The following is a 23,644-nucleotide window of genomic DNA, read 5'->3' as shown; positions in this document are numbered from 1 at the left end:
TAGGCTTAGATGATTAAATTTAGCTTTTTGGGTCTATTTCTTCGACGATTAAAGTGTCTGCCTCCTGTTTACGCAGACTGAGATGAAATCCCCGCACTCGAATCTCGACGGGATCCCCCAAAGGTGCGACGCGAATAACGGTAAACTCTGTCCCCGGAGTTAATCCCATTGATAACAATTTTCCTTTGTATCCGCGCAATGCTCGGTCATAACCGATGACTTTACCCGCTTTTCCTATGGGTATCTCCCGCAGAAATGTTCTTACTTCAGTTAGGTCTTTTTTGGGTTCCAGTTTTTTCGGTTGAATGTCACTAACGAGGATTTTTTCGGCCATTTCCGCCCCGATACCGATACGATTGTCTTGAATGCCAATTAAAACTGATCCCCTCGGTTGGGAGCTAATTACCTGTAATTGAATGCCGGGGTTTAATCCCATACCTAGGAGTCGATTGATCCCTCCTGTCCCCTGAAATCCCACTAACCAGACGGTTTTTCCCATTTCCACTTGTGCTAAAGGATAAGTGGCAGCAAAGTCATTACCCGTGGGAGTGACATTATCTAATTCTGTCTTTTTACCACCCCAACGGAAAAATTGGGCTTTATTTGGCGATTTTTCTGGTTTTTCTGGTTGATTCGGTCTAATTTTATCGTCCATGCTTTTCTTATCTCCAAAGGTAATGAAGGTCTTTCATTCAAGAGTGACAATAATTCCTTAATAGCTCATCGAGTTTACTGAAGTAGCCAAAGGGTGAGAACTGCACTACTGTCAGCCTCAGTCAACGGTTTTGAAACTGTCTAAGACTTGCGATCGCTAAAAAATAAATGCTAATTATTCTCAATTGCCAGTGTAATCCCAAAGGGGAGACAGAAAAGAAAATTTTTTCTTTAAAAAAGTCGCCAGTCTGCGGTAAATGGCGATCGCTCAGAGACGAAAATCTTCTTAATGCCGAAAATTTGTTAGTTATCTTGTACTAAATTCGCTATAATGCGAAAAGGTATATTTATACTACAAACTTAATGATCAGCTAATATGATTGACGAATTTGAAAGAGAAGGTTACTGGTGGCTCCCTGAACACCCAGAAAAACGAGTAATTGGGAAACTTTCCCATAAACTTAATCAACGTTTAGTTTTAAATATTGATGATACTTTCAACACTTTAGCCCCGCTATTGTCCTGGTTTCCTTATGGATTAAAATCACAAGCAACCCTGATTTATGGACTTATCGATGGAAAAGTTGTCGGCCTTTTTAACTGTGATATCCAGAAAACAAAAATAGGAGAAAATCTGGTGAATTTGCAAGTAAATCCCGAAATGCTTTTCTATAATATATATTTTCAGAACAATGATTTTTTAAATAAGGAAGACTTGAACAAATTTCAAAAATTAAGAGTTGATTTTTCTTCTTTAAATGAATGGGTAAAAATTAGTCCTTTAGATATGAAAAGTGAAATTTCATCCACTGGAGAAGTTAAGCAAGTCAAGGTTACTTACGAACAATTGCCAAATATTAAGCTAGGAGTAATCAAAGAACTGGAACTGAGTATCTATTTTGTCCCGATTTTTAATCTTAGCTCCACTGAAAGTGCTGATATTAAATATATAATTGGTCTTGAGATTGTCAATAAAAACTCAAGCAGTTTAGAAGATTGTAAAAACTTAGTTATCCAATTTCGTGATTTTCTTAGCTTTGCTACTTATTCTTCTAATCAAATTGTTTCAGTTCACGCTAGACATGATAAAAATGATAGCCAATACCCAGATAAAAGGACTCCGATTGAAATTATATGGAATGAAAGAAAACTGTCAAAAAATTCCGATTATGTCCATCATCGGTCAAAAATGCTGTTAACTTATGATAATGTTAAAGATGATTTGGAAAAAATTTTTCAAAACTGGATAGATAAGCGAGAGAAATTTAAAATTGTCTTTCAGGAACTATTAATAAATATTTATAATCCAGAATTGTATCTGGAATATAAATTTCTGAATATTGTGCAAGCGTTGGAGATATATCATAAACAAACTCAAAAAGGAAAACATAAAATCGAATATATGTCTCAAGATAGTTATCAAAATGGCATTTATCAAAAACTTCGCGAAGTTATTCAAAATTATCCTATGGAAGAAGATTTCAAAAGGTTTTTAGATGAGAAAGTTAAATACTTGTTTAAAGTTGAGAAGAATCTAAAGCATAGACTGAGAGATATTATAGATAAGATTTCCTATTTGTTCGTTGAAAACAATGACGACACTAAACAAAGCTTTGCTGATACTTTCAACTCACAAGATGATAGTTTATTCTCTAGGATAACCAAAGATCAAGATTTAAAAGATAAATTTATTAAGCGAGTAGTTTATATTAGAAATAACTTAATAGTTCACCCAGACAAGGAAATCAAAATAAAAAATCAAGAACTCTGTGATCTTTTGTGTACCGTAACTTTAATATTACAAACTTGTTTACTGATAGAACTCGAAGTTTCAACCGACACCATTAAAGCTATCATTAAAAATAGAAGTAAGATGCAATATCAATGGCACGGTGAGTATGATTAAGCTAAGAAAATAGCTCACCTCTTATTTGTTGATGAGTGAAGGTGAATATAGCTTTTCTCATCAAGAGAAAATGTAACCTGATTGGGTAAGTAAAACTTCCCACCTCACCAATAAGATAACTGCTATATAGTTAAAATTGACAACTTAGGTTAAGATGATGCTAGGTTTCACCAGTTAAAGACCTATGGATAACAAAATTCTCGACGTTCACCATCTCACCGTTGAATTTTCCAATCAGAAAAGAACAACAGTCGCCGTTAATAACATTAGTTTTAGCTTGCAGAAAGGTCAAGTTCTCGGTTGTGTGGGGGAGTCGGGTTCAGGAAAATCCGTCACCTCCCTCGCACTTATGGGATTGGTTCCCTCTCCGGGAAAAATTACCCGGGGAGAAATTTGCTTTCGTCCAGCAAAAGGTCAGTCAATGCAAGCAGTAGATTTATTATCTATTCCCCCGGAAGAATTGCGTTATTATCGCGGGGGAGAAATGGCGATGATTTTCCAAGAACCAATGAGTTCTCTTAATCCAGTCTATAACATCGAGTTTCAACTCACCGAAGCAATTTTACTGCATCAAAAAGTCAGCACTGAACAGGCAAAAAATCAAGCCATCTCTCTACTGCAAGAAGTGCGCTTATTACCCAGTGATGAACAGTTAGAGGAGAAGTATATAGAAACTTTTCCCTTAGAAAATAAGGGTCATGTCAGAGAAAAAATTAGAACTTATATTCAAGAACAAAAAGAAGCAATTCTAAAGCGTTATCCTCACGAATTATCGGGGGGACAATTACAAAGGGTAATGATTGCCATGGCGATTTCTTGTAATCCTACCCTATTAATTGCTGACGAACCAACCACCGCTTTAGATGTGACTGTCCAAGCAGAAATATTAAGATTATTACGCGATTTGTGTAAAAGTGATCGAGAAATGTCAATGGTTTTTATCTCCCACGATTTAGGAGTTATTAACGAAATTGCCGATCAAATTGTCGTGATGTATCAAGGAGAAATTGTCGAACAGGGAACAAAAGAAGAAGTATTAAATTATCCCCAACATCCCTACACAAAAGGTTTACTTGCCTGTCGTCCTCGCTTAAACTCTCGTCCCGAAAAATTACCCACTGTCAGCGATTTTTTACAAGTGAAAAAAGACTCTCAAGGTAAGATTATTGACTTACAGGAAATTACTCCACCGGCAGTTAAGTTTATTACTCTCCAGGAGGAAGAAAGCAGAATCGCAGGTTTACAGAATCACGAGAATATTTTATCAGTAGAAAATTTATCGGTTAGATTTCCAGTTAAGGGAGTTTTCGGGCAAGTAAAGACCTTTTTTAATGCCGTAGATCAGGTCAGTTTTGCCGTTAAACAGGGGGAAACCCTCGGTTTAGTCGGTGAGTCTGGCTGCGGAAAATCTACCTTAGCAAGGACAATTCTGCGCTTAATTCCTGCCACTTCTGGAAATATCTATTTCCGAGGAGAAAATCTCGCTAAGTTAAACCCCAGCGATCCAAAATTAAGACTACTGAGACGGGAATTACAGATAGTTTTTCAGAATCCCTACAACTCCCTGAATCCCCGTTTATCCATCGGTAAAGCAATTTTAGAACCGATGGTTATTCATCATACCGGCGGCAATTCCCAAAAGCGACGGCAACGAGTAGAATATTTATTAGAACGAGTTAAACTCGATCCTACTTGGTTCGATCGCTATCCCCATCAATTATCGGGAGGACAACGACAAAGGGTGTGTATTGCTCGCGCTTTAGCCTTAAATCCTCAGTTTATTATCTGTGATGAATCTGTCTCTGCTTTAGATGTTTCCGTACAAGCGGGAGTCTTAAATTTACTCAAAGAATTACAGCAGGAATTTAATCTCACTTATATCTTTATTTCCCACGATTTAAGTGTCGTCAGATTTATGAGCGATCGGATTATGGTGATGAATAAAGGTAAAATTGAGGAAATGGGTACAGCTAACCAAATTATTAACTCTCCCCAAAGTGATTACACGCGTAAACTTATCGCTTCTATTCCCCAATTTACCGAAAGTCTTGCTAGTTAAGTAGCTGGTTATAATTGAATTAAAAATGGATTTTAGCTTCGATCCCCCCTGCCCCCCTTGATAAGGGGGGTGCCGATAGGCGGGGGGATCCCCCTTGATAAGGGGGGTGCCTGACAACTTTTAACACCTACCTACTCCCCAATTTACCGAAAGTCTTGCTAGTTAAGTAGCTGGTTATAATTGAATTAAAAATAGATTTTAGCTTCGATCCCCCCTGCCCCCCTTGATAAGGGGGGTGCCGATAGGCGGGGGGATCCCCCTTGATAAGGGGGGTGCCGATAGGCGGGGGGATCCCCCTTGATAAGGGGGGTGTCTGACAACTTTTAACACCTACCTACTTAAAATTAGCCATCAAATCGAAAGGATTAGCTGCCTCTAATTGTGCCGATAAACCTAACAAAGTGATTTCATCAGCAGGTTTACCCACTAACTGGATTCCCACAGGTAAACCCTGACTATCAACTCCCGTTGGTAAAGCAATTGCGGGCAAACCACTCGCATTAGCAATCGGGGAAGGGGCAATCCAAGCAATCATCTTATCAACCGCTGCTTCCGGTGGTAAATTTTCCCACTCACCAATTCCGGGGGGTTGATGTAGGAAAATGGGCAAAAGTAAGACATCAAAATTATCAAACATCGCCACAATTTGCCGCGAAATAACGTGCATCTGCTGCACCGCTTGCAGGTATTCCCCCGCGCTGCCAGAATTGTCTAATAACCATTGGTTAAGGGGACTTAATAACTCCTTGGGAATTCCCGTCGCCGCCGTCCCCGCTTGCCAAATACGCCGAAAAGGAGCGATTAAAGCCTGTAAATCGGGAGAATACTCCGTTAAATGATGCCCCATACCCTCTAAAATTTTAGCCGTCTCGATCACAGCATTTTTATAGACGGCAGCCGCTTCGCCGAAGGGGGATATGGAAGTAGAAAAAGCGATTCTTAGGGGTTTTACGCCTCTCTGAGTGGCTTCTAGGAAAGAAAAGGGCGGATCGGGTAGCCAGTAGGGATCGCCCGTCGTATAGCCCGAAATCACGGTAAGCAGCGCCGCCCCATCTGCCACCGTCTTAGAAAGAGTGCCGTTAGTGGCGATACCGCTTTGAAATTCCCCCACCGGGGCATAGGAAACGCGCCCGCGACTGGGTTTTATCCCCACCAAACCGCAACAACCCGCCGGAGTACGAATGGAACCGCCACCGTCGGAACCCTGGGCAATCGGGCAGAAACCCGCCGCTACCGCCGCCGCCGCACCGCCACTGGAACCTCCTGCGGTATAATCGCGGTTGAAGGGGTTACGAGTCGGCAAAAAACCCGGATTTTCGGTGTAGGGAAAGGAACCTAACTGGGAAGTGGCAGTTTTGCCCAGAAGGATAAAACCCGCCATTTTCATTCTGGTGACGATTCCTTCGTCGTATTGGGCGATATTTCCCTGTAAAGCGGCGACTCCGTAACTAACGGGCATTCCAGCGACGGCATTTAAGTCTTTAATGGCGGTGGGAACTCCAAAAAAAGGCGGTAATTCGGCAGTAGCGGCGATTTGACTTAATTGTTCCGTTTGGATGCTGGCGGTTGCTAGGGCGCTTTCCCCAGCGACATGGACAAAACTACCGATTTGACAGTCAAATTTCTCGATTCTGTCGAGGTATAAATGGGTTAATTCTAGGGGGGAGATTTGTTTAGTGCGAATCAGTTGGGCTAATTCTAGGGCAGATTTTTGCAATAATTCATCACTCATGAGCGATCGAGTTAAAATAGGTAAGTGAAAATAATTATATTCTTTAATGATAGAGATGGTTTTAAAAGAAAAAAGGAAAAAGTAAAAAAAGACCATTGCTGTAAAAATTTCCCTATCCCCTATCCCCTCTTTTCTTAGAAAATTATGACCCCACAGTTAATTGAAATTCTCTCGGCTGACGAAATTCGTCGCACCATTACCCGTTTAGCTTCCGAAGTTATCGAAAAAAGTGGCGATTTAAATAACTTGATTTTGATCGGTATCTACACGCGAGGAGTGCCTTTAGCTAATTTAATTGCTAGTCAAATTGAGAGCTTAGAAGGGGTAAAAGTTCCCGTGGGAGCGATCGATATTACCTTCTATCGCGACGATCTTGATCGCATTAAAACCCGCACTCCTGCTAAAACCAAAATGCCCCTAGATGTCACGGGAAAAACCGTGATTTTAGTCGATGATGTTATCTACAAAGGTCGCACAATCCGCTCCGCTTTTAATGCTATTATTGAGTATGGCAGACCGCAAAAAATCCGCTTATTAGTCCTCGTTGATCGTGGTCATCGGGAATTACCAATTCACCCAGATTTTACCGGCAAAAAACTCCCCACCGCAGCCGAGGAACAGGTAAGAGTTTATCTACAGGAGATTGACGGCAAAGATGGGGTGGAATTAATCAAATAAACAGAGGATTGGTAACTATCCCCAGAGGAAAATAAACAGAATTGCTCCGATAAGTAGGTAGGCGTTAAAAATTATCAGACACCCCCCTTATCAAGGGTAGGGTTGATTCATGAATCAACCCTACCTTATCAGGGGGGGCAGGGGGGATCGAACCTAAAATCCATTTTTAATTTAATTATAACCAGCTACTTAATAGCCACAAAAATAGCACTTGTTAAGTTTTTTCCTGTTGAAAACACCGAACAAATTTAACCATCGAATCACCAAAGTCTGCTGAAGCTTTTACCCTCTATATATTTGCTAAATACAAAAATAATCTATTTTTAGGGCAAGGTAAAAGCAGCAATTACAGGATAATGATCGGAAGGAATAAGATTCAACCAACGGGAAGGATCGACTTTTGCCCAATCTAACTGCAAACGGTTATCATAATAAATGGTATCGATGGCTAAATAAGGGGTATCGGTGTAATTATTAAAGCTCATTTGTTCCGCTAATTCTAAATCGGCTAAAGCGTCCTTTAATTTAATTTCTGACTGGAGAGGTTGAGTTAAAATCTGACGGGGTAATTGCTGAGAATTAACATTAAAATCCCCCGTTAAAAACAGGTAATCTTTTGTTAAATCTAGTTGACAAAAACGCTCCTGTATGCACTTCGCACCTAAGTCCTTAGCTTTGTCGCTATAGTAATCGAGATGGGTGTTATAAAACTGCAAAGTTTGCCCCTCAAGAGTGCCAAATTTAGCCCCCGTTACCATGCGGGGATAAGGATTACCCCAAGCTTCGGTAATACTGCCAATAACATCGGGAGTTTCTGATAACCAAAATTCGTAAATTTCCAAACATTTTAACCGACTTGGTTGATACAAAATCGCACAATGTTCATCTAATCCTGTTCCCCTGCGATCGCTGCCTAAACTTTGGTATTTTGGCAATAAACGGTGTAGATCCAATAGTTGATTAGCGCGAGCTTCCTGAGTACCAATTATATCGGGAGAATAGTGAGCAATTAAGGCCGCGACTGCTTCCCTTCTTACTCGCCAATTACGCTCATCGGGATCGGGTTTATCGTAGCGAATATTAAAGGACATCGCTGTTAGTTTCATAGCAAAATCGAGAATAGGGAAGATGGAAGGGAATGGGGATTTCTGTCAGTAAATAGTAATCAGTAATCAGTGAACTGAAAACCCACATCTGATAACAAAGTCCGAATCTAAAACCTAATTCGTTAAGCTAAAAGCTTTGATGTGCTTAGTTTCTAACCTTCTTTTTAGGTAGGAGAATTGCCAGATTCTGTCTTTTGCCTCTTGCCTTCAGAAGCTGATAACTGATAACTGCCTTTTTCTAGGATCGAGAATCAGAATCTACATCTGTCTTCACTTCGGGGATAATATCCGGTCTTTGGGCATCTTCCCAACCAACCGGACGTTTAGAATTATACCAAGCGATCGAACCGATGGTGACAGCAGCCAGAAAACCGACCACATAAACTGCCACGAAATAAACGGGGAATTTGCCACTGGCCACTTCTAGGAGTAGATACATAATTTTTTCACGATTAAGCTTTTAATTTGTATATCTTAACAGAATCGGCCCCCTCATCCCTATTCTCGATCGCTACTGGTCCACCAACCGGAAGGCAGCCAAACACCGCCATGAAAAGCTATTTTTGCTGGTGTCATCACATATCCCCAGGCTTCGCCGATCAATTCTCGCTCTAGATTATAAATAGGGATTCTGCGACGCTGATACTCGTTTTCTTCTGCAGCTCTGCCGGGTTGATAATCTTCCAAACCATCCAAAAGCCCAATATCATAACCTGCGTTAAAAGTCAATAAAATTCCCTTCACCCAGCCCTCCCCCTCGGTCAGTCCGGGATAACCGAGGGCGGTAAGATGGTATAAATGCCCCCTTGTGTAGACGGTTCTAGAGTTGATCACTTTTCCTGCACAGTAGGCAGCATAGTTACTCTCCCTGGGTTTCAGGGTTCCATAAACAAAAACTTCCATCATCGATCCAATTGTGCAGCTACTCCTCCTAATAGGATATCGCGAACAAATTGACTGGCTAAAAGTTCGTGGGGAAAACCGAGGGAAATGGCACTGATATTATCGAGTCGTTGCAGCTGTTCCCCAGTCAGGTTAAAGTCCACACAGGCGAGATTATCCTGCAATTGGGACAATTTTCGAGCGCCAATGATAGGAATTATGGGGTTAGGGCGATTTCTGAGCCAATTTAACGCCACTTGTGCCGGTGATTTCCCGATTTCTCTGGCAATCTCCAGGACAGTCTCGGCAATTTTCAGATCGCGATCAAAAATTTGAAAAGGTTGGTCGGTCATGCTTAAACGACCATCGACGGGGTGGGGTTGATTATATTTTCCCGTTAAAACTCCTCCTCCCAGGGGACTCCAAGCTGTCACCCCGATGTTTAATGCTTTGGCCATAGGCAATAATTCCCGTTCGGGGGTGCGTTCCTTGAGAGAATATTCTATTTGTAGTCCGATAAAGGGTGTCCATCCCCGTAGGGTGGCCAGGGTGTTTGCTTGGGAGACAATCCAAGCAGGACTGTCAGAAATGCCGATATAAAGCACTTTTCCCATCCTGACCAAATCATCGAAAGCACGCATCACTTCCTCGATAGGAGTGAGAGAGTCCCAAATATGAAGCCAGAGTAAATCGATGTAATCAGTACCTAAACGCTTTAAACTAGCTTCTACCGCTTGAAAGAGGTTTTTTCGATGATTTCCGCAAGCATTGACATCGCCGGGGCGGGTGTTGAGAGAATATTTCGTGGCGATTACCCATTTTTCTCGATCGCCCTTGACAAATTCCCCCACTAATGTTTCACTGGTTCCGTTTGTGTAGATATTGGCCGTATCGAGAAAATTGCCGCCCGCTTCCGCAAAAGCCTGAAAAACCGCCCGACTTTCCTCTTTATCCGACCCCCAACCCCAATCTTCCCCGAATGTCATCGTTCCTAGACATAGTTCCGAAACTCGCAGACCACTATTACCTAAAAGTTTGTAACGCATAATTAACTAAAATTTTGAATAAGAAGTTAATTATAATTGAATTTGATCGACATTTTTGCTAAGTACATTTGGTAGAATTTTGACAAGTTAACCCTGGCCTTATTGATTAATCATTCTTTGCTTAGGTACTTAAGTAGGTAGGTGTTAAAAGTTGTCAGATCCCCCCCTTATCAAGTAGGGCAGGGGGGATCCCCCCGCCTATCGGCACCCCCCTTATTAAGGGGAGCAGGGGGGATCCCCCCGCCTATCGGCACCCCCCTTATTAAGGGGGGCAGGGGGGATCAGAGGCAAAATCTATCTTCAATTTAATTATAACTACTTACTTAGCAGACTCAGGCTATTTAGAAACAGCCCAAGAACGCACTTTACCTAAAGTTACAGGTGTGCGATCGCTGACATCAATCGTAAAGCGAAAAACTCGTTTGGCCCGCAGACCATTTTCGGGATCAAAGAATTTTAATTTCACATCCCAACATTCACTACCATAGCGACAAAAAGGGCTTTTTTCCACTTCAATACTGTGTAATTCCATTCCCATTGCTACTGCTTGGGAGAAGGTTTGTACGGCTTGAAAAGCGTTAGTAGCCGCAAAATTTAAAGCGCGATCCCGGGCGATTTGTCCGACGTTGCGTAAGTCATAATAAATGCGATTTAAGAAACTGGTTAGAGAACGCCGCATCCTCGCTTCATCGGCGATTTCATGTTCTGTACTAACAGTTTCTATCGCTGATTCAATCAAAGTATTAATTTTCCAGCCATACATTCCTCGCGGACTATTAACCTTGATGACGGGAACAATTTGACCAGAAAACAGTTTGACTGTTTCCTCAGTCAGGATACCGGGAATACTCACCCTTTCGACATAATCTTCGTCGGATTCTGGTAATATTTGACCCGCCAACATATATTGCATGACTTGATAAACATCGGCGGCAAAAGCTCCCACGGGTTTAATTGCATAGATGGGAGTTAGTTCTAAATTGACTGTCCAAATTAAAGACTTAGTTTCTGATAAATTACTTTCTAAATAATCTACCATTTGCCGCGCATCGTAGGGATTGGGAGGTAATTCAAGATTATCGATCGTGATGGTTGGCATTAACTGTTTAAAGGTGTCCCGACGCGCTTCTGTGCCGAAATCATAACCTAAAGTTCCTAACACATAAACGAGGTTTGACCGTTGACTAGGAGTAATGCTTGCTTGACTAGCATTGATCAAGTTTGCAGAAACAGGAGTTGTGACAGCGATATTTGATGATACTTGATTAAGATTTGTGTTTCCACTAACCAGATGGGAATTGAGTTTTATTTCAGATTCCTTGACTAAGGGCTTTTTAAGCTGTTCTAGGTTTTCAATTGCTTGTAATTCTCTTAAAAGAACTTTGGCTGTAGCCGGTCTTTTTTCGGGATCAAGGGCAATTGTCGCTGCAATTAAATTTTTAATGGGTAGTGGTGCATCAAGTTTTTGTAGTGCAGCTAAAACATCTTCATAATTAGACAATTCAACATCAGTTAAACAATCTAACACTAAAATGCCAAAGGCAAACACATCTCTATCATAGCTGTTTAGCCCATTACCCGGTTCAGGAGGAACATAAATACCTCGCCCAGGTTTCAACAGAGAGACTAAGGTAATATTACTATTATCGTTATTGTCAATTTTCGTGGAAACGTTAAAATCAGCAAGCTTGACATTACTTTGATTGTCAATAAGAATATTTGTCGGATGAATGTCTCTGTGGATATAGTGATGACGGTGACAAAATTCCAGACCTTCAAGAATCGGTAAGGCAATATTTATATAAAAGTCATGCCAATCTTTATAGGGATAAACTTGAAGATAATCTTCTAAATTCCAGTCCATCCATTCAAGCACCAAAAACTCATTATCTGTATGTTCATCAACACCATAATCAAGCAGTTTGATAATTCTAGGATGTTTTAACTCTGTGAGAGCTTGTATTTCTCTCTTTAAGGCTTCATTTGCCATCTCCTTACTCAAGGATTTGAAAAAAGTTTTATTACCAGTTGCTAGTTGTTCCTCCAGATTTAGTTGATATACCTTAATAGCAAGATTTACGCCGGGGTTAGTTGCATCAACAGCTTTATAGATTTTAAAACTTCCCGTTGCTATAGGTTGTGGATCTAAAATGTATTTGCCACTGAGTATAGGTGAGGTGATGGCGTTTTCTGTTATTGAACTGGGTAAGCTTGATAATTTTTGTCCGGTAATTAATTCGTAAGCACCCGCAATATTGATTTTTCCTAATAAACAGCGTTCTGGTTCTTCTACTTCATTAGGATCGCAGGGGATGGCACTATTAATCAAGGCGGCTCTTACTGCTTCTGCATCGGGAGATAAACCCTGTTCTAATTGTAAACTCATCAATAAAGCGGCTGTTCCTGTCACAATGGGAGCCGCGCAGCTAGTCCCTTTTTTGCGGATGGGGTCATCGGTTCCGGGTTGAGCGCCTAAAATATTCTCTCCTGGAGCGAGAATCCCTTGAGTTGCATATTTACCACCAAAATTACTAAATTTAAATGGCTCGCCTGTATCTTTCATTGCTCCTACTGTCAGGACATTTTCCAATACCGCAGGAACGCACCAACACTCTCCTTTATCATTACCTCCGGGGGCAATCACTAGGATATTATTAGCTTGAGCCTGACGAATTGCTTTATCAATAAATTCGTGAGCTAATCCGCTTTGAGTTGGGTGACAAGCGGCACAATGGATAATATTAACTCCCTGTTCAATAGCGGTACTAATTGCTCGGGAAAGATTGAGAGGGTTAATAAAATCTTCGTTGCTATAGGCGATGGGAATATTAATTACAGTAGCGTTAGGAGCAATCCCTTCTACAGGTGAATCTGGCTGGCCGCAAATGGTGCTGATAATATGGTTAGCATGGAAGCGCAAATGCAAACTTTCGCGGATGTTTTCATCGGGGATAGCTTCTTTGAACAAATCCTCTTTTTCTTCTTCACTTTTGCCACTTTTTTCTACATCTAAAAAGGCTTGTAAGTATTGCGGATCGATGGGAGATTCTTCCGACCAATAGGGATCAAGGCGGGTAATATTTGCTCCTTGAAAACAGGCGCGATCTAAGTCAATCGGTCCATCAAGAACGGCGATTTTAATGCGTGGATCGCCTTGGGTATGGGAGCGAAGAGCGGTGATTCCGGGGATAGCATTGAGATCAGGCATAGTTTTTGCAGGTTTTCAAGAACAGTTATAGAATAAAAGCTAGATAACAATAAATAGGGGAATTAAAGATGAGTTCAATGACCCCAACGGTACAATCCTCAACCACAATTCAGGAAACTTCTGCAACGGTGTATTGCTCTTCCCCTTTACCCGACCACACCCAACTCCCCGATAAAGATGGAAGTTTTGTGAAAAACTATCAAGAGCCTCCCCAAGCAGACCTTTTAACGGATACTATTACACCCCTTTTGGAGCAATTACATCCTGACGGTAATTACTGTCTGGGTCGAGATTGTGGGATTTATTGGCGATTGCCAGAGCATCCAGAATCCCTAGAAAAAGGTGCTGTTGCTCCCGATTGGTTTTATGTTCCCCATGTCCCCACGACTATTGATGGTCAAGTCCGGCGTTCTTTTGTGATGTGGAAAGAAACCATTGAACCGGTCATTGCCTTAGAATTTGTCTCAGGTAATGGTGAAGAAGAACGGGATAAAACGCCTGTTAAGGGTAAATTTTGGATCTATGAGCGAGCGATTCAAATTCCTTTTTATGGAATTTATGAAGTTAACAAGGCCCAGATCGAGATGTACCAGTTAGTTAATGGTCGTTACCAAAAAATGACTCCTAATCAGCGCGGTCATTATCCCATTGTTCCTTTAAAGGTAGAGTTAGGAATTTGGCAGGGGGAATACCAAAATCAATCCTTTCCCTGGCTTCGCTGGTGGGATGGGGAAGGTAACTTGTTGTTAACTTCCCAGGAATCTACTCAACAGGAACGACAACGAGCCGAACAGGAACGACAACGAGCCGATCGCCTAGCGGAACAGTTAAGGGCCTTGGGGATAGAACCTGAAGATTAATGGAAAGTGTTTAACACCAAATTCGACCCCGACGAAACGGCGGATCATTGGGATTCGCCTTGCGATCTTTGAACATGGTTTTCCAGCGTCCGTAATCTTCTAAACCAGTGGCGGGAACGTATTTAGCTTTAGGTTGAGTTGTTTCTGGTTGCTCAATCTTGGGTTTTTCCGTGGTTGGTTGGTCAACATTCGCAGCAGCGGGTGTTGATTCTGGCGCACCTTTAGGTTTACTAGCCATTGTTTGATTTCCTCCAGTGTTTTTTACTAGGTTTTAGAAGTCGATACTAATAACGAAAACCGCCAAAAGAGGACATTTTCAGATAGCCATAGTGAGGGTATTGAAACTGAGCCGGATCATTGTAGTTAGCTCCATGAACTAACTTAACTAAGATAGATACCAAGTCTTCGCCATCTCCATGAACAATATCGACGCATTCATGGGGATGAATAAAATGGGGTCGTTTGACGGGAGCAGATTGTTTGGGAAGTCTCACGGTTGTTTTGGGGTAAATAATGGGGGTAGGGGCGAAGCATTCGGGCATAACCTATCGCTGAAACCTTAGATTTCCTATCCGAATGCTTCGCCTGTACTTGAAGTCAGAAGTCAGCGCAGGGGAGAGGACTAATTAGGAGAAGACCAGGAACGAACTTCGCCCAAGGTGACGGGAATTAAGTCACTCACATCTATTGTAAACCGGAAGATTTTACGAGCGCGGCGGCTATTTTCCGGGTCGAAGAATTTTAACTGTACATCCCAACAATCGCTATCCAGCCGACAGAAAGGACTCTTAGAAACGTTAATACTATCGAGTTCCATCCCCGCACCCACAGCCTCAGAAAAAGTTTGCGCTGCTTGGAAAGCGTTAGTCGCAGCAAAATTGAGGGCGCGGTCTTGGGAAGTTTGCCCTAAATTGCGTAAATCGTAGTAGATGCGGTTGAGGAAACTACTCAAAGTGCGGCGCATTTGGCTTTCTTGGGCTTCTGTTTGTTCTGCACCAACGGCTTCGATTGCCGCACTGACTAAAGTATTGATGTGCCAACCATAAATTCCCCGGGGGCTATCCGGTTCAATGACGGGAACAACTTGTCCTGAGAACAGGCGTACTGTCCGCCCAGTAATCCGTCCCGGAATACTGACACGCTCGATATATTCGGGGCTGTCTTCTGCTTGTACTTGTCCCGAAAGAAGTTCCTGTAAAGCGGCATAAACTTCGCGGGAAAAAGAGCCAAGGGGTTCAATGGCGTAAATTGGCGTAAGTTCCAGGTTCAGGGTCCAAATTAAGGATTTAGCTTCCGAGAGGTTGTCAGCCAGGTAATCCACCATCTGACGGGCATCGTAGGGATTAGAGGGAACTTCAATACCACCAATTACCGCTGTCGGCATCAGTTGTTTAAATGTGTCCCGACGGGCTTCGGAGCCGAAGTCATAGCCCAAGGTGCCAATGGCATAGACGATGCCACCAGCAGGTTCAGCAGCTTGGCTAGGGGTGACGGGTTTATTGGTAGTTTCGGGCATGGATACTCCTTGAGAGGTGATGACAGGATTGGGAATTTGGGCGACGGGAATTACCGGTGCGCTGGTTGCGGCACTCAGTTCGAGTTTTTGGCGTTCAGCCTCAGGGGTTTCGGGCGTACCACCGCAGCCACAGCCTGATGCTTCTACTGTTGCTTGGGTTTCCACAGATTCGGACATGGTTTCTCCTGTTAGTTGTTTAATTGCCCCAGAAATGTTCAACAATCCGGCTAAACATTTCGGTTCATTTTCACTGTCTGCATATTGGCAGGGGAGGGCGCTTTTTAGTATTGCCTCCCGGACTGCGTGAGGATTGGGGGTTTCTCCCCGCTGCACCTGCAAGCTGAGTAATAAGGCGGCTACTCCGGCCACAATGGGCGCGGCGAAGCTGGTCCCACTCAGTTGCACAGTCCCGCCCCCTGGTTTTGCCCCTAAGATGTTTTCTCCAGGAGCAAGGATGCCTTGGCTTTGGTAGGTTTCCCCCCAATTACTAAAGTCGAGGGGATGCCCTCTAGCATCAACAGCACCCACCGCTAGGACGGCGGGAAGGGCCGCTGGAACTTGGAGGCATTCACAGCCATCATTGCCGGCAGCGGCAACGAGAAGAATATTTCTCTCGTTACACATCTCGACGGCACGAATTAGCCAGTCTTCGGCTTCTCCCATATCAGTGAGGGCCCCGCCGCTAATATTAATCACTTTTGCCCCATTTTCGGCGGCTTGTTCAATCGCCCTCGCTAAATCGAGTTGGGAAAGTTTACGGTTATCCTCGGCGAAGACGGGGACGAGTAGGCCTCGACACTGGGGGGCAATACCTTGGATGTCGCTGTTGGGTTGTGCAAAGATGAGGCTGGCAATATGGGTTCCGTGGGTGGACATTTGCCCCGCGGTGGCTTGATGCTGGACGAGGGTGGGTAAACGGGTTAGGTCTGCCCCGTTGAAGCAGGGATGGTCGGTATCAACTACACCGTCGAGAATGGCGACGGTTATTTCTGCTGCGCCTTTGGTTTGTTTTTGTAGTTCTTTTAATCCCGGAATAGTTAAGACGTTCATCTTTTTTTAATTCTTGGGTTAACCGATAAAATTAATAATTAAATACATCACAAACCTTTAAGTTTAATTCTTTGAATCTGGGAGATTTTACTAGGTCATCATTGCTAAAATTACCAACCTGTGTGTAAGCATTTTCTCTTAATTCTAAGACTAAAATAGTTTGAGTTTGAGGATCAACTATCCAGTATTCAGGAATCCCACAAGCTTGATATTGGCTTCTTTTGGCGATGTAATCTCTCTCTCTTTGGATTTCCCCCGGACTAACCACTTCAATGACTAATAAGGGGGGTGCCATGGAAAGAAGAATCGTATTTCTCTGGGAGAGTAATTGAATATGTTCTTCTCGAATAATGGTTAGGTCAGGATAACGGTTTTTCGGTTCGCCTCTCACTTCTAATTCTAAACCATGTCCTCTGACTCTATCTGTTCCTAGCATCAAAGCAAAGACTAGAAAAAGACGATTAGCAATTTGAAAGTTAAGTCCTGATTCTGGTGGCATTTCTACCAATTCTCCGTTAAATAATTCATAAGATTCCTCTGAATTATCCTCATATTGTAGATATTCGGCAAAGGTTTGAAAGCGGGGTTTTGTGATTAACATAATTTCTTCATCTCTTTTTGTTGTTTAATTAATTTTTATGGCAACCAATCGCGATCCAGTAATTGTTCTAGTGAGTAAGGACATTGAGAGGGAAAAATCACAGTATTCGCTGTTTTGATTTTGACGAAACCTAACGCATCTTCATAAATATAGTTTAATTCTTCTTCTAAATAATTACGGAGATTAGCCGTCATTTTTCGCCTTAATTGAGTCCGAAAATTATAGATTTCTTCCTGCCAATTAATTGTATTATATTCTGTTTCTTTTCTTTGCCCAAATCCTCTAATTCCTCGATTAAATGTTCTAAGTCTAGCTGTTGAAATTGATGATTTCTAAGCAAGCTAATGGTTTCTCCTAGCCATTGAGAGTCATCAAGCTCGTAGAGTTGTTTTAATTGATGAACACCTAGCATAATTGATTATCTCCGTCTTGATTTTGTTGAATTTAGATTACCCTAACTAGATTGATGTTTGAGCGTAGCTATTCCTAATTGCAAAACCTCTAAAACCTTGGCTAAGTCACCAGCTAATAAAGCATCCCTATCTAACCATAATCCAGGGAAGATCTGGGAACAAATTATCCCTTCTGAGTTCGGTTCAAGTTTAATATATTCTTCATTTGTTAATCTAAACCAATCAAATTCTCCATCTTCAACTCGCCAGACTAGATATTCTTGCACTTGGTTACGGCGATAAACATTAAGTTTTTGATGTAAGTCAAGGGAGACGGTACTCGCTGCAATTTCGACGATTAACTCTGGCGCACCTTCGACATAACCATCCTCACTAATCGTTGATTGTCCACCATTTTTAATTCTTAATAGTGCATCGGGTTGAGGTTCATTGTCAGTATCAAGACGTACCGTACAATTATCGCCTAATTGCAGATTGGGAGTAAAGGCTTTATAGACACTTAGCCAACCTATAATATCAGCATGGGGTTCACCATGGTTCTTAATTCTGAGAGGAGAAGCCATAATATAAACAATTCCTTCAATCAGTTCTGCCTTTTTCAGATTTGGCATAGCCTTATATCTACGCTCAAATTCACGACGAGTAAGCTTATCCCCATTTTCTAGGCGTGGAATGGTTAATTGAGGAGAAATTGTTGTAGTTGCTATCATCTAGGGATTTCCTCTAAATAGTTGCGGAGATTGGTCGTCATCTCTCGCTTTAATTGAGTACGGAAGTTATAAATTTCTTCCTGCCAATTAATTGTATTATATTTTCTTTGCCCAAATCCTCTAATTCCTCGATTAAATGTTCTAAGTCTAGCTGTTGAAATTGATGATTTCTAAGCAAGCTAATGGTTTCTCCTAGCCATTGAGAGTCATCAAGCTCATAGAGTTGTTTTAATGCGTGAATACTTTGCATTATTGATGGTCTCCATTAGCAGTTTTGTAGTTTTAGCGACTATCATAAATTTCAAATTTCGCTTAAGAATATGCCAAGAAAACCTCGAAATCTTCAAGCTGGTTATTCCTACCACGTCACCACACGCTGCAATAACCGAGAGTTCAAACTATCCAAGCGGGAATGCCGGGAGATATTTCTTTATGCCATCAAGAAGGCTTTAGACAAACACCAGTTTAAGCTTTATGCTCTCTGTATCATGTCTAATCATGTCCATTATCTGATCGAACCTGCCCAACCAGAAGATTTACCCAAAATTATGCACTTTCTCAACTGGTACACGGCGATGTGATCCCCCCGCCTTCGGCTTCCCCCCTTATCAAGGGGGGCTAGGGGGGATCGCACAGGACATTTCTGGGAAAGACGGTATTTTTCCGATGGCTTCCCTCCTTCAGACAAAGAAAGGGCATTAAATACCTTACGTTACATTCACGGAAACCCGAAAGCTGCCAAAATGCGTTCGACTTTTTTCTATGATTTCAGTAACTACGGTAGTTATGAACGCTTAACTGATGATGGCTTAACTCAATGGCATCCTGCTTTTCTTAAACTTGGTGACAGCTTAGAAGAATGCGCCAGAAAGTACAAAGGCTTTTGCCAGAAGTACAAGCCAAAGGAGAAGAAGACCCCAACCCGATCACACTGGGGTAGTAAGCTATTGGCAGGGGTTCATCTCCCTGAATCTAAATTTTCTAGCACTCTTGAGCCAAGGAAAAGGGAGACAGCAGAAGAGCAAAAACCTGTACTCCCCTTGTTTCTCCTCCGATGCCCGGTATCCGAAAGCCCTGAATTAACTAGGGTTATACGTCAATTCATTGAGGCAAACCGTGCGCCCTGGCAAGGAGAAAAAGACTTTTGACATTTTTTGAGGTTCGATCCTCCATAATTTTTACTTAATTTTATTGTGTACCAGTTCTTTTTCCCCGAGTCAAGAGTTTTTCGGTAAAGTTTTGTTACTTCTCCGTACCACAGAACCCGCGAATTAACTACGGTTGTACGTCAATTCCTTGAAGCTAACCGTGCGCCTTGGCAAGGAGAAAAAGACTTTTGACCTGATTTGAGGTTCGTGCTAGAATCAAGGGGACTACTCTGCGTCGTCTCCCGCAAAAGGGTCCGACCCGTTCCACGCCCACAATGACTGATGGGGAGCGATCATCATCGCATTGCCTTCACGAGAGACGGTAGCGGTATTTTCCCGTTGGACAGGAGCAGCGTTACGAGGGGTCAGTTTTTTGGTTTTCATGGGGTATATCCTCCATAATTTTAAGTCAAGTTATACCAGTTCTTTTTCTCCGAGTCAAGAGTTTTTCGGTGAAGTTTTGTTACTTCTCCGTACCACAGAACCCGCGAATTAACTACGGTTGTACGTCAATTCCAAGGGAGCAACCGTGCGCCTTGGCAAGGAGAAAAAGACTTTTGACCTGATTTGAGGTTCCTGCTAGAATCGGGGGGATTACTCTGCGTCGTCTCCCGCAAAAGGGTCTTTCCAGTACCCTATGGTTTGGGGAGCGAATCCTCCATAATTTTTACTTAATTTTATTGTGTACCAGTTCTTTTTCCCCGAGTCAAGAGTTTTTCGGTAAAGTTTTGTTACTTCTCCGTACCACAGAACCCGCGAATTAACTAGGATTGTACGTCAATTCCTTGAGGCTAACCGTGCGCCTTGGCAAGGAGAAAAAGACTTTTGACCTGATTTGAGGTTCGTGCTAGAATCAAGGGGACTACTCTGCGTCGTCTCCCGCAAAAGGCAACCTTAATCCCAAAAATTCAAAGTGGGGAGCGATCGCATTGCCATCACGAGAGACGGTAGCGGTATTTTCCCGTTGGACAGGAGCAGCATTGCGGGGTGTCAGTTTTTTGGTTTTCATGGGGTAAATTCTCCAATGATGTTAATTAATTTAATTAACCGGCCTTGACGTCTTCTTGTCAATAGTTTTTTGTGAAGTTTTTGTGAAGTTTTTGTTGAGTTTTTGTTAAGTTTAGATCAGCTTAAATTTCCCGAAGAAACCCCCAGCCGATGCTACTGGGAAGCAGGGAAGAATGACACCCTTAGCTTGATGCGATCGCTTTCTTAATCAAGATCAAACATAGCATCTAAATCTCTATATCCACTAACTACTCTTGCGATTTCAATTCCGTTTTCAAGAGGGAAATAAAAGATTAGATAATCTTCTACAGGAAAACTTCGTAAACTAGGGATTAACTCATCGCGCCTACGTCCCAGATTGGGGAATTTAGCTAATTTTTTACAAGCCTGTTGGATTTTTTCTTTTAAAATTCTAGCAGCTTGCGGATTTTTCCCAGCCAAGTAACTATTAACTTGCTTTAAATCCAATCTAGCTGAGGGTGAGAAAATAATCTTTGATATTATTTCTGACTCATCGGGAAACCCTTAGCCTCTATTTGTTGTAAATCCTCTTCTAATTCTGAAAAAACCTCTTCGGCATTAATTCCTTCCTGTCGTCTTAATTCCTCAACGCCAATCATAACTTCCCGTTTCAATTCTTCAAATCTTCCTCGGTAAATTCTGTCTCTTTCTGCCAATAAACGCAATCCCTCTTGAGCAATCAAATCTTCTATTTCCGGTGTCAGTTGGATAGTGTTCATCGCTTCTCCTAATTACCGTGCTATCATCTTAATCCAGTATTATAGCGCAGACTTTTTAGCATCTTATATTTTTAACAGATTTTCGGGTTTATCTCCCTGAATCTAAGTCTTCTAGCACCCGTGAGTCAAGGAAAAGGGGAACCGAGAAGAGAAACAACCTCTGCTCCCCTGCTCCCTCTCTCCCCTGACCCCTTGCTTCTCCACCGTCAATTACAAGGAAGCAACCGTGCGCCTTGGCAAGGAGAAAAAGACTTTTGACCTGATTTGAGGTTCGCGCTAGAATCGGGCAGATTACTCTGCGTCGTCTCCCGCAAACGGCAGTTCGTACCACTCTTTACAATTTCCCTCCCGATCCTCTTGCACACAAAAAGTTCCCCAATCAAGTTGAATGATCGCATTACCATCGCGAGAGACGGTAGCGGTATTTTTCCGTTGCACAGGAGCAGCATTGCGGGGTGTCAGTTTTTTGGTTTTCATGGGGTAAATCCTCCAATGATGTTAATTAATTTAATTAAGCGGCCTTGACATCTTCTCGTCAATAGTTTTCCGTGAAGTTTTTGTGAAGTCTTACATCGGATCGATCAATCTTTGTGTCCTTTGTGTCTTTGTGGTTCGTTCCACCCCCTCGCTAGGAGGAATGTATCTTAGAATACACTTTACCCACCAAATCCAAGAGAGCCATTTTTTGTTCAAGTTGAGCATTACGCTTGACAAATTTACGAAATGATCGTTTAAACTTCTCTGTTGCAATAATCTTTCTCATTCATCTTCTGTTAATTTGGCTTTTAATTCATTAATAATATCTTCTAAGGGTTGAGGTTTTAATTCTCCTCTTTGAAAAGCCTCCCTTGCTTCTTTAGCATTTTGGGCTATTTCTTCTCGATAGGATTCTATCATTTGATTTTTGATGATTTCTATTAACATTTCTCTCTGTTCAATCGGTAGTTGATTAACTGTTATAAGAGCTTGTTCTAATGTCATCATAATTGATCCTCTTTTGATTTAAGTAATAAGTTTAACTGATTGGCATCTTGAATATTAGAATAAGCAATCCGATTATTGATGCTTTCTAAATCTTTCTTTGCTCTTGAAGATATTAAAATAACGGTCATAATTTAATATCCACAATTCTGAAGATTGTTTGCTTTTAATCTGTTGATGAATTCTCTACCATCAAAACTTTCCCCACGTTTCAACTCTTGCACCCCAATCATGAATTCCCGTGAGCAATCAAATCTTCTATTTCCGGTGTCAGTTGGATAGTGTTCATCGCTTCTCCTAATTACCGTGCTATCATCTTAATCCAGTATTATAGCGCAGACTTTTTAGCATCTTATAGTTTTAACAGATTTTGGACAGAATGCGAGATAGACGGGTTCATCTCCCTGAGTCTAAGTCTTCTAGAACTCTTAAGCTAAGGAAAAGGGGGACTTAAGAAGAGCAACAACCAGTACGTACTCCCCTGCTCCCGGTGCTTCCCTATCCTGCTTTTGTTATAGATGAAGAAAAAGCTTTATTTGCTTGAGCATAAATTTTTAACGCTACAGACATTTGTTCTGGTGTAGTTTCTCCCTGGGATTGAAACCAAGCAAAAGTTTCTGGATCTATTTCGACTTTTACAGTAACAATATCTTCAGGTAGTCGCAATTGTGCTTTAACCCAAAAATCTTCTGATAGGGGAGGAATATCAGAAGTATCAATATCCTCATCTTTCATTGCATCAATTCTACTTCAATCTGTTTTTGAGATATTGCTCATAATGTTTTCCTTCGTAAGATAAGTAGTCGTGCAAAATTAATTTCCTAGTGAAGATAGGCAAGAGGCAAGGGGCAAGAGGCAAGAGGTGGTTAGATATGTGTAATTAATTTTGCTTAGGTACTTAATGCTTTTCTTAAGGATATAATGTGAATTGTTTGATTGTCAGGTTCAGTATAGACAATAACAACGACTCGTCCATCTAGTAAACCAATAGCCACAAAGCGAGCTTCTCCATAATTCTCTCGCTCATCCAATTCAACAACCATTGGCAAGTTAAAGATAGGATAGGGGTTCATCTATCCGAATCTAAGTCTTCTAGCACCCGTGAGTGGAGGGTTTCGGACGCTTCCCCAAGCTCGGCGTTTATGGGCCAAGCAAGTTGACACAATTTTTGCCTTATACCATTTCTCTAAATGAAAACTACACATCGAATTTAAGTCACCCTTTTTAAGGGGGATTTAGGGGGATTAAACTTCTGTAGTCAGACTTTGGAGAATTGGTATTACTTTTATGAAACCACCCTGCTAAATACCCCTTAAAAAGGGGTATTTAAAGCTGAAAAAAGGGGC

The 23,644-nt window shown here is 41.8% G+C and carries 28 protein-coding genes and 2 pseudogenes; 7 read left to right on the top strand and 23 right to left on the bottom strand.

What is annotated here, in order from left to right; translation table 11 throughout:
- Nucleotides 1-19: 19 nt before the first annotated feature.
- Complete coding sequence (locus LW728_RS04475) at nucleotides 20-655, bottom strand: FeoA family protein (protein WP_287667713.1); 636 nt, start codon at nucleotides 653-655, stop codon at nucleotides 20-22.
- A 167-nt stretch (nucleotides 656-822) separates the two neighbouring features.
- On the opposite strand from LW728_RS04475, the gene LW728_RS04470 reads away from it, so the two are divergent.
- The 3 genes from LW728_RS04470 (at nucleotide 823) to LW728_RS04460 (ending at nucleotide 4,619) form a co-directional block, all read left to right on the top strand.
- Nucleotides 823-975, top strand: a complete 153-nt coding sequence (locus LW728_RS04470) for a hypothetical protein (RefSeq protein ID WP_287765392.1) — start codon at nucleotides 823-825, stop codon at nucleotides 973-975.
- A gap of 55 nt (nucleotides 976-1,030) precedes the next feature.
- The gene (locus LW728_RS04465) at nucleotides 1,031-2,560 is read left to right on the top strand and encodes an ApeA N-terminal domain 1-containing protein (protein ID WP_287765390.1); all 1,530 of its coding nucleotides are present in this window, start codon (nucleotides 1,031-1,033) and stop codon (nucleotides 2,558-2,560) included.
- Between the two features lie 184 nt (nucleotides 2,561-2,744).
- A complete protein-coding gene (locus LW728_RS04460; protein WP_287765389.1) occupies nucleotides 2,745-4,619 on the top strand; it encodes an ABC transporter ATP-binding protein in 1,875 nt (624 codons plus the stop codon).
- 334 nt (nucleotides 4,620-4,953) lie between these two features.
- Here LW728_RS04460 and LW728_RS04455 read toward each other — a convergent pair whose 3' ends face one another.
- Nucleotides 4,954-6,351 (bottom strand): amidase, encoded by a 1,398-nt coding sequence (locus tag LW728_RS04455; protein ID WP_287765472.1) that lies wholly within the window; start codon nucleotides 6,349-6,351, stop codon nucleotides 4,954-4,956.
- Between the two features lie 144 nt (nucleotides 6,352-6,495).
- Between LW728_RS04455 and pyrR the strand changes: the two genes are divergently transcribed.
- Nucleotides 6,496-7,029, top strand: coding sequence for a bifunctional pyr operon transcriptional regulator/uracil phosphoribosyltransferase PyrR (gene pyrR, locus LW728_RS04450; RefSeq protein WP_002736112.1), 534 nt, complete (start codon nucleotides 6,496-6,498; stop codon nucleotides 7,027-7,029).
- Between the two features lie 323 nt (nucleotides 7,030-7,352).
- Here pyrR and LW728_RS04445 read toward each other — a convergent pair whose 3' ends face one another.
- From LW728_RS04445 to LW728_RS23105, 5 genes are all read right to left on the bottom strand, one after another.
- Nucleotides 7,353-8,135, bottom strand: coding sequence for an endonuclease/exonuclease/phosphatase family protein (locus LW728_RS04445; RefSeq protein ID WP_002802561.1), 783 nt, complete (start codon nucleotides 8,133-8,135; stop codon nucleotides 7,353-7,355).
- 238 nt (nucleotides 8,136-8,373) lie between these two features.
- Complete coding sequence (psb35, locus tag LW728_RS04440) at nucleotides 8,374-8,574, bottom strand: photosystem II assembly protein Psb35 (RefSeq protein WP_002802560.1); 201 nt, start codon at nucleotides 8,572-8,574, stop codon at nucleotides 8,374-8,376.
- A 59-nt stretch (nucleotides 8,575-8,633) separates the two neighbouring features.
- The gene (locus LW728_RS04435; RefSeq protein ID WP_287765385.1) at nucleotides 8,634-9,041 is read right to left on the bottom strand and encodes a gamma-glutamylcyclotransferase family protein; all 408 of its coding nucleotides are present in this window, start codon (nucleotides 9,039-9,041) and stop codon (nucleotides 8,634-8,636) included.
- Nucleotides 9,038-10,063: an aldo/keto reductase gene (locus tag LW728_RS04430; protein WP_002802558.1), complete on the bottom strand. Its 1,026-nt coding sequence runs from the start codon at nucleotides 10,061-10,063 to the stop codon at nucleotides 9,038-9,040. The genes LW728_RS04435 and LW728_RS04430 overlap by 4 nt, the downstream gene beginning before the upstream one ends.
- Before the next feature lie 337 nt (nucleotides 10,064-10,400).
- Complete coding sequence (locus LW728_RS23105) at nucleotides 10,401-13,271, bottom strand: PatA/PatG family cyanobactin maturation protease (protein ID WP_353845700.1); 2,871 nt, start codon at nucleotides 13,269-13,271, stop codon at nucleotides 10,401-10,403.
- Nucleotides 13,272-13,339: 68 nt separating this feature from the next.
- Between LW728_RS23105 and LW728_RS04415 the strand changes: the two genes are divergently transcribed.
- Nucleotides 13,340-14,131, top strand: coding sequence for a Uma2 family endonuclease (locus LW728_RS04415; protein ID WP_287667703.1), 792 nt, complete (start codon nucleotides 13,340-13,342; stop codon nucleotides 14,129-14,131).
- 10 nt (nucleotides 14,132-14,141) lie between these two features.
- On the opposite strand, the gene LW728_RS04410 is transcribed toward LW728_RS04415, so the two are convergent.
- From LW728_RS04410 to LW728_RS04380, 7 genes and pseudogenes are all read right to left on the bottom strand, one after another.
- Nucleotides 14,142-14,369 carry a cyanobactin biosynthesis PatC/TenC/TruC family protein gene (locus LW728_RS04410; protein ID WP_052278192.1) on the bottom strand — a complete coding sequence of 76 codons (228 nt, stop codon included), beginning with the start codon at nucleotides 14,367-14,369 and terminating at the stop codon, nucleotides 14,142-14,144.
- A gap of 46 nt (nucleotides 14,370-14,415) precedes the next feature.
- The gene (locus LW728_RS04405) at nucleotides 14,416-14,673 is read right to left on the bottom strand and encodes a cyanobactin biosynthesis system PatB/AcyB/McaB family protein (protein WP_002753002.1); all 258 of its coding nucleotides are present in this window, start codon (nucleotides 14,671-14,673) and stop codon (nucleotides 14,416-14,418) included.
- Between the two features lie 80 nt (nucleotides 14,674-14,753).
- Nucleotides 14,754-16,697, bottom strand: coding sequence for a S8 family peptidase (locus tag LW728_RS04400; RefSeq protein WP_287765384.1), 1,944 nt, complete (start codon nucleotides 16,695-16,697; stop codon nucleotides 14,754-14,756).
- A 31-nt stretch (nucleotides 16,698-16,728) separates the two neighbouring features.
- Entirely contained in the window at nucleotides 16,729-17,298 is a 570-nt protein-coding gene (locus LW728_RS04395) for a Uma2 family endonuclease (RefSeq protein WP_287765382.1), read from the bottom strand.
- 35 nt (nucleotides 17,299-17,333) lie between these two features.
- Nucleotides 17,334-17,710 (bottom strand): annotated as a pseudogene (locus tag LW728_RS04390) (DUF29 domain-containing protein).
- 42 nt (nucleotides 17,711-17,752) lie between these two features.
- Entirely contained in the window at nucleotides 17,753-18,421 is a 669-nt protein-coding gene (locus LW728_RS04385; protein WP_287765380.1) for a Uma2 family endonuclease, read from the bottom strand.
- Nucleotides 18,422-18,429: 8 nt separating this feature from the next.
- Nucleotides 18,430-18,671 (bottom strand): annotated as a pseudogene (locus LW728_RS04380) (DUF29 family protein); the annotation flags it as partial.
- A 70-nt stretch (nucleotides 18,672-18,741) separates the two neighbouring features.
- Between LW728_RS04380 and LW728_RS04375 the strand changes: the two are divergent.
- Both LW728_RS04375 and LW728_RS04370 read left to right on the top strand, forming a co-directional pair.
- On the top strand, nucleotides 18,742-19,002 hold the full coding sequence (locus LW728_RS04375) for a transposase (protein ID WP_287765378.1): 261 nt from the start codon (nucleotides 18,742-18,744) through the stop codon (nucleotides 19,000-19,002).
- Nucleotides 19,003-19,164: 162 nt separating this feature from the next.
- Nucleotides 19,165-19,569 carry a hypothetical protein gene (locus LW728_RS04370; RefSeq protein WP_287765376.1) on the top strand — a complete coding sequence of 135 codons (405 nt, stop codon included), beginning with the start codon at nucleotides 19,165-19,167 and terminating at the stop codon, nucleotides 19,567-19,569.
- Between the two features lie 225 nt (nucleotides 19,570-19,794).
- On the opposite strand, the gene LW728_RS04365 is transcribed toward LW728_RS04370, so the two are convergent.
- From LW728_RS04365 to LW728_RS04320, 9 genes are all read right to left on the bottom strand, one after another.
- Nucleotides 19,795-19,953 carry an anacyclamide/piricyclamide family prenylated cyclic peptide gene (locus LW728_RS04365; protein WP_287765375.1) on the bottom strand — a complete coding sequence of 53 codons (159 nt, stop codon included), beginning with the start codon at nucleotides 19,951-19,953 and terminating at the stop codon, nucleotides 19,795-19,797.
- Between the two features lie 478 nt (nucleotides 19,954-20,431).
- Nucleotides 20,432-20,578, bottom strand: coding sequence for an anacyclamide/piricyclamide family prenylated cyclic peptide (locus LW728_RS04360; protein WP_002802533.1), 147 nt, complete (start codon nucleotides 20,576-20,578; stop codon nucleotides 20,432-20,434).
- 203 nt (nucleotides 20,579-20,781) lie between these two features.
- Nucleotides 20,782-21,078 (bottom strand): type II toxin-antitoxin system RelE/ParE family toxin, encoded by a 297-nt coding sequence (locus LW728_RS04355; protein WP_149978883.1) that lies wholly within the window; start codon nucleotides 21,076-21,078, stop codon nucleotides 20,782-20,784.
- On the bottom strand, nucleotides 21,078-21,317 hold the full coding sequence (locus LW728_RS04350; RefSeq protein ID WP_287765372.1) for a type II toxin-antitoxin system ParD family antitoxin: 240 nt from the start codon (nucleotides 21,315-21,317) through the stop codon (nucleotides 21,078-21,080). The genes LW728_RS04355 and LW728_RS04350 overlap by 1 nt, the downstream gene beginning before the upstream one ends.
- A 291-nt stretch (nucleotides 21,318-21,608) precedes the next feature.
- Nucleotides 21,609-21,794: an anacyclamide/piricyclamide family prenylated cyclic peptide gene (locus tag LW728_RS04345; protein WP_149977550.1), complete on the bottom strand. Its 186-nt coding sequence runs from the start codon at nucleotides 21,792-21,794 to the stop codon at nucleotides 21,609-21,611.
- 282 nt (nucleotides 21,795-22,076) lie between these two features.
- Entirely contained in the window at nucleotides 22,077-22,301 is a 225-nt protein-coding gene (locus LW728_RS04335; protein WP_287765369.1) for a hypothetical protein, read from the bottom strand.
- Nucleotides 22,298-22,429, bottom strand: a complete 132-nt coding sequence (locus LW728_RS04330) for a hypothetical protein (protein WP_287765368.1) — start codon at nucleotides 22,427-22,429, stop codon at nucleotides 22,298-22,300. Before LW728_RS04330 ends, LW728_RS04335 begins: the two co-directional genes overlap by 4 nt.
- 367 nt (nucleotides 22,430-22,796) lie before the next feature.
- A complete protein-coding gene (locus LW728_RS04325; protein ID WP_287765366.1) occupies nucleotides 22,797-23,033 on the bottom strand; it encodes a hypothetical protein in 237 nt (78 codons plus the stop codon).
- A gap of 155 nt (nucleotides 23,034-23,188) precedes the next feature.
- Nucleotides 23,189-23,341: a BrnT family toxin gene (locus LW728_RS04320; RefSeq protein ID WP_287765363.1), complete on the bottom strand. Its 153-nt coding sequence runs from the start codon at nucleotides 23,339-23,341 to the stop codon at nucleotides 23,189-23,191.
- Between the last annotated feature and the right edge of the window lie 303 nt (nucleotides 23,342-23,644).

Source organism: Microcystis sp. 49638_E5 (genome assembly GCF_021300285.1).
Taxonomy (GTDB): Bacteria; Cyanobacteriota; Cyanobacteriia; order Cyanobacteriales; family Microcystaceae; genus Microcystis; species Microcystis aeruginosa_C.
Note: the sequence above shows the minus strand (reverse complement) of the source record. Positions and strands in the feature narration are given on the sequence as shown.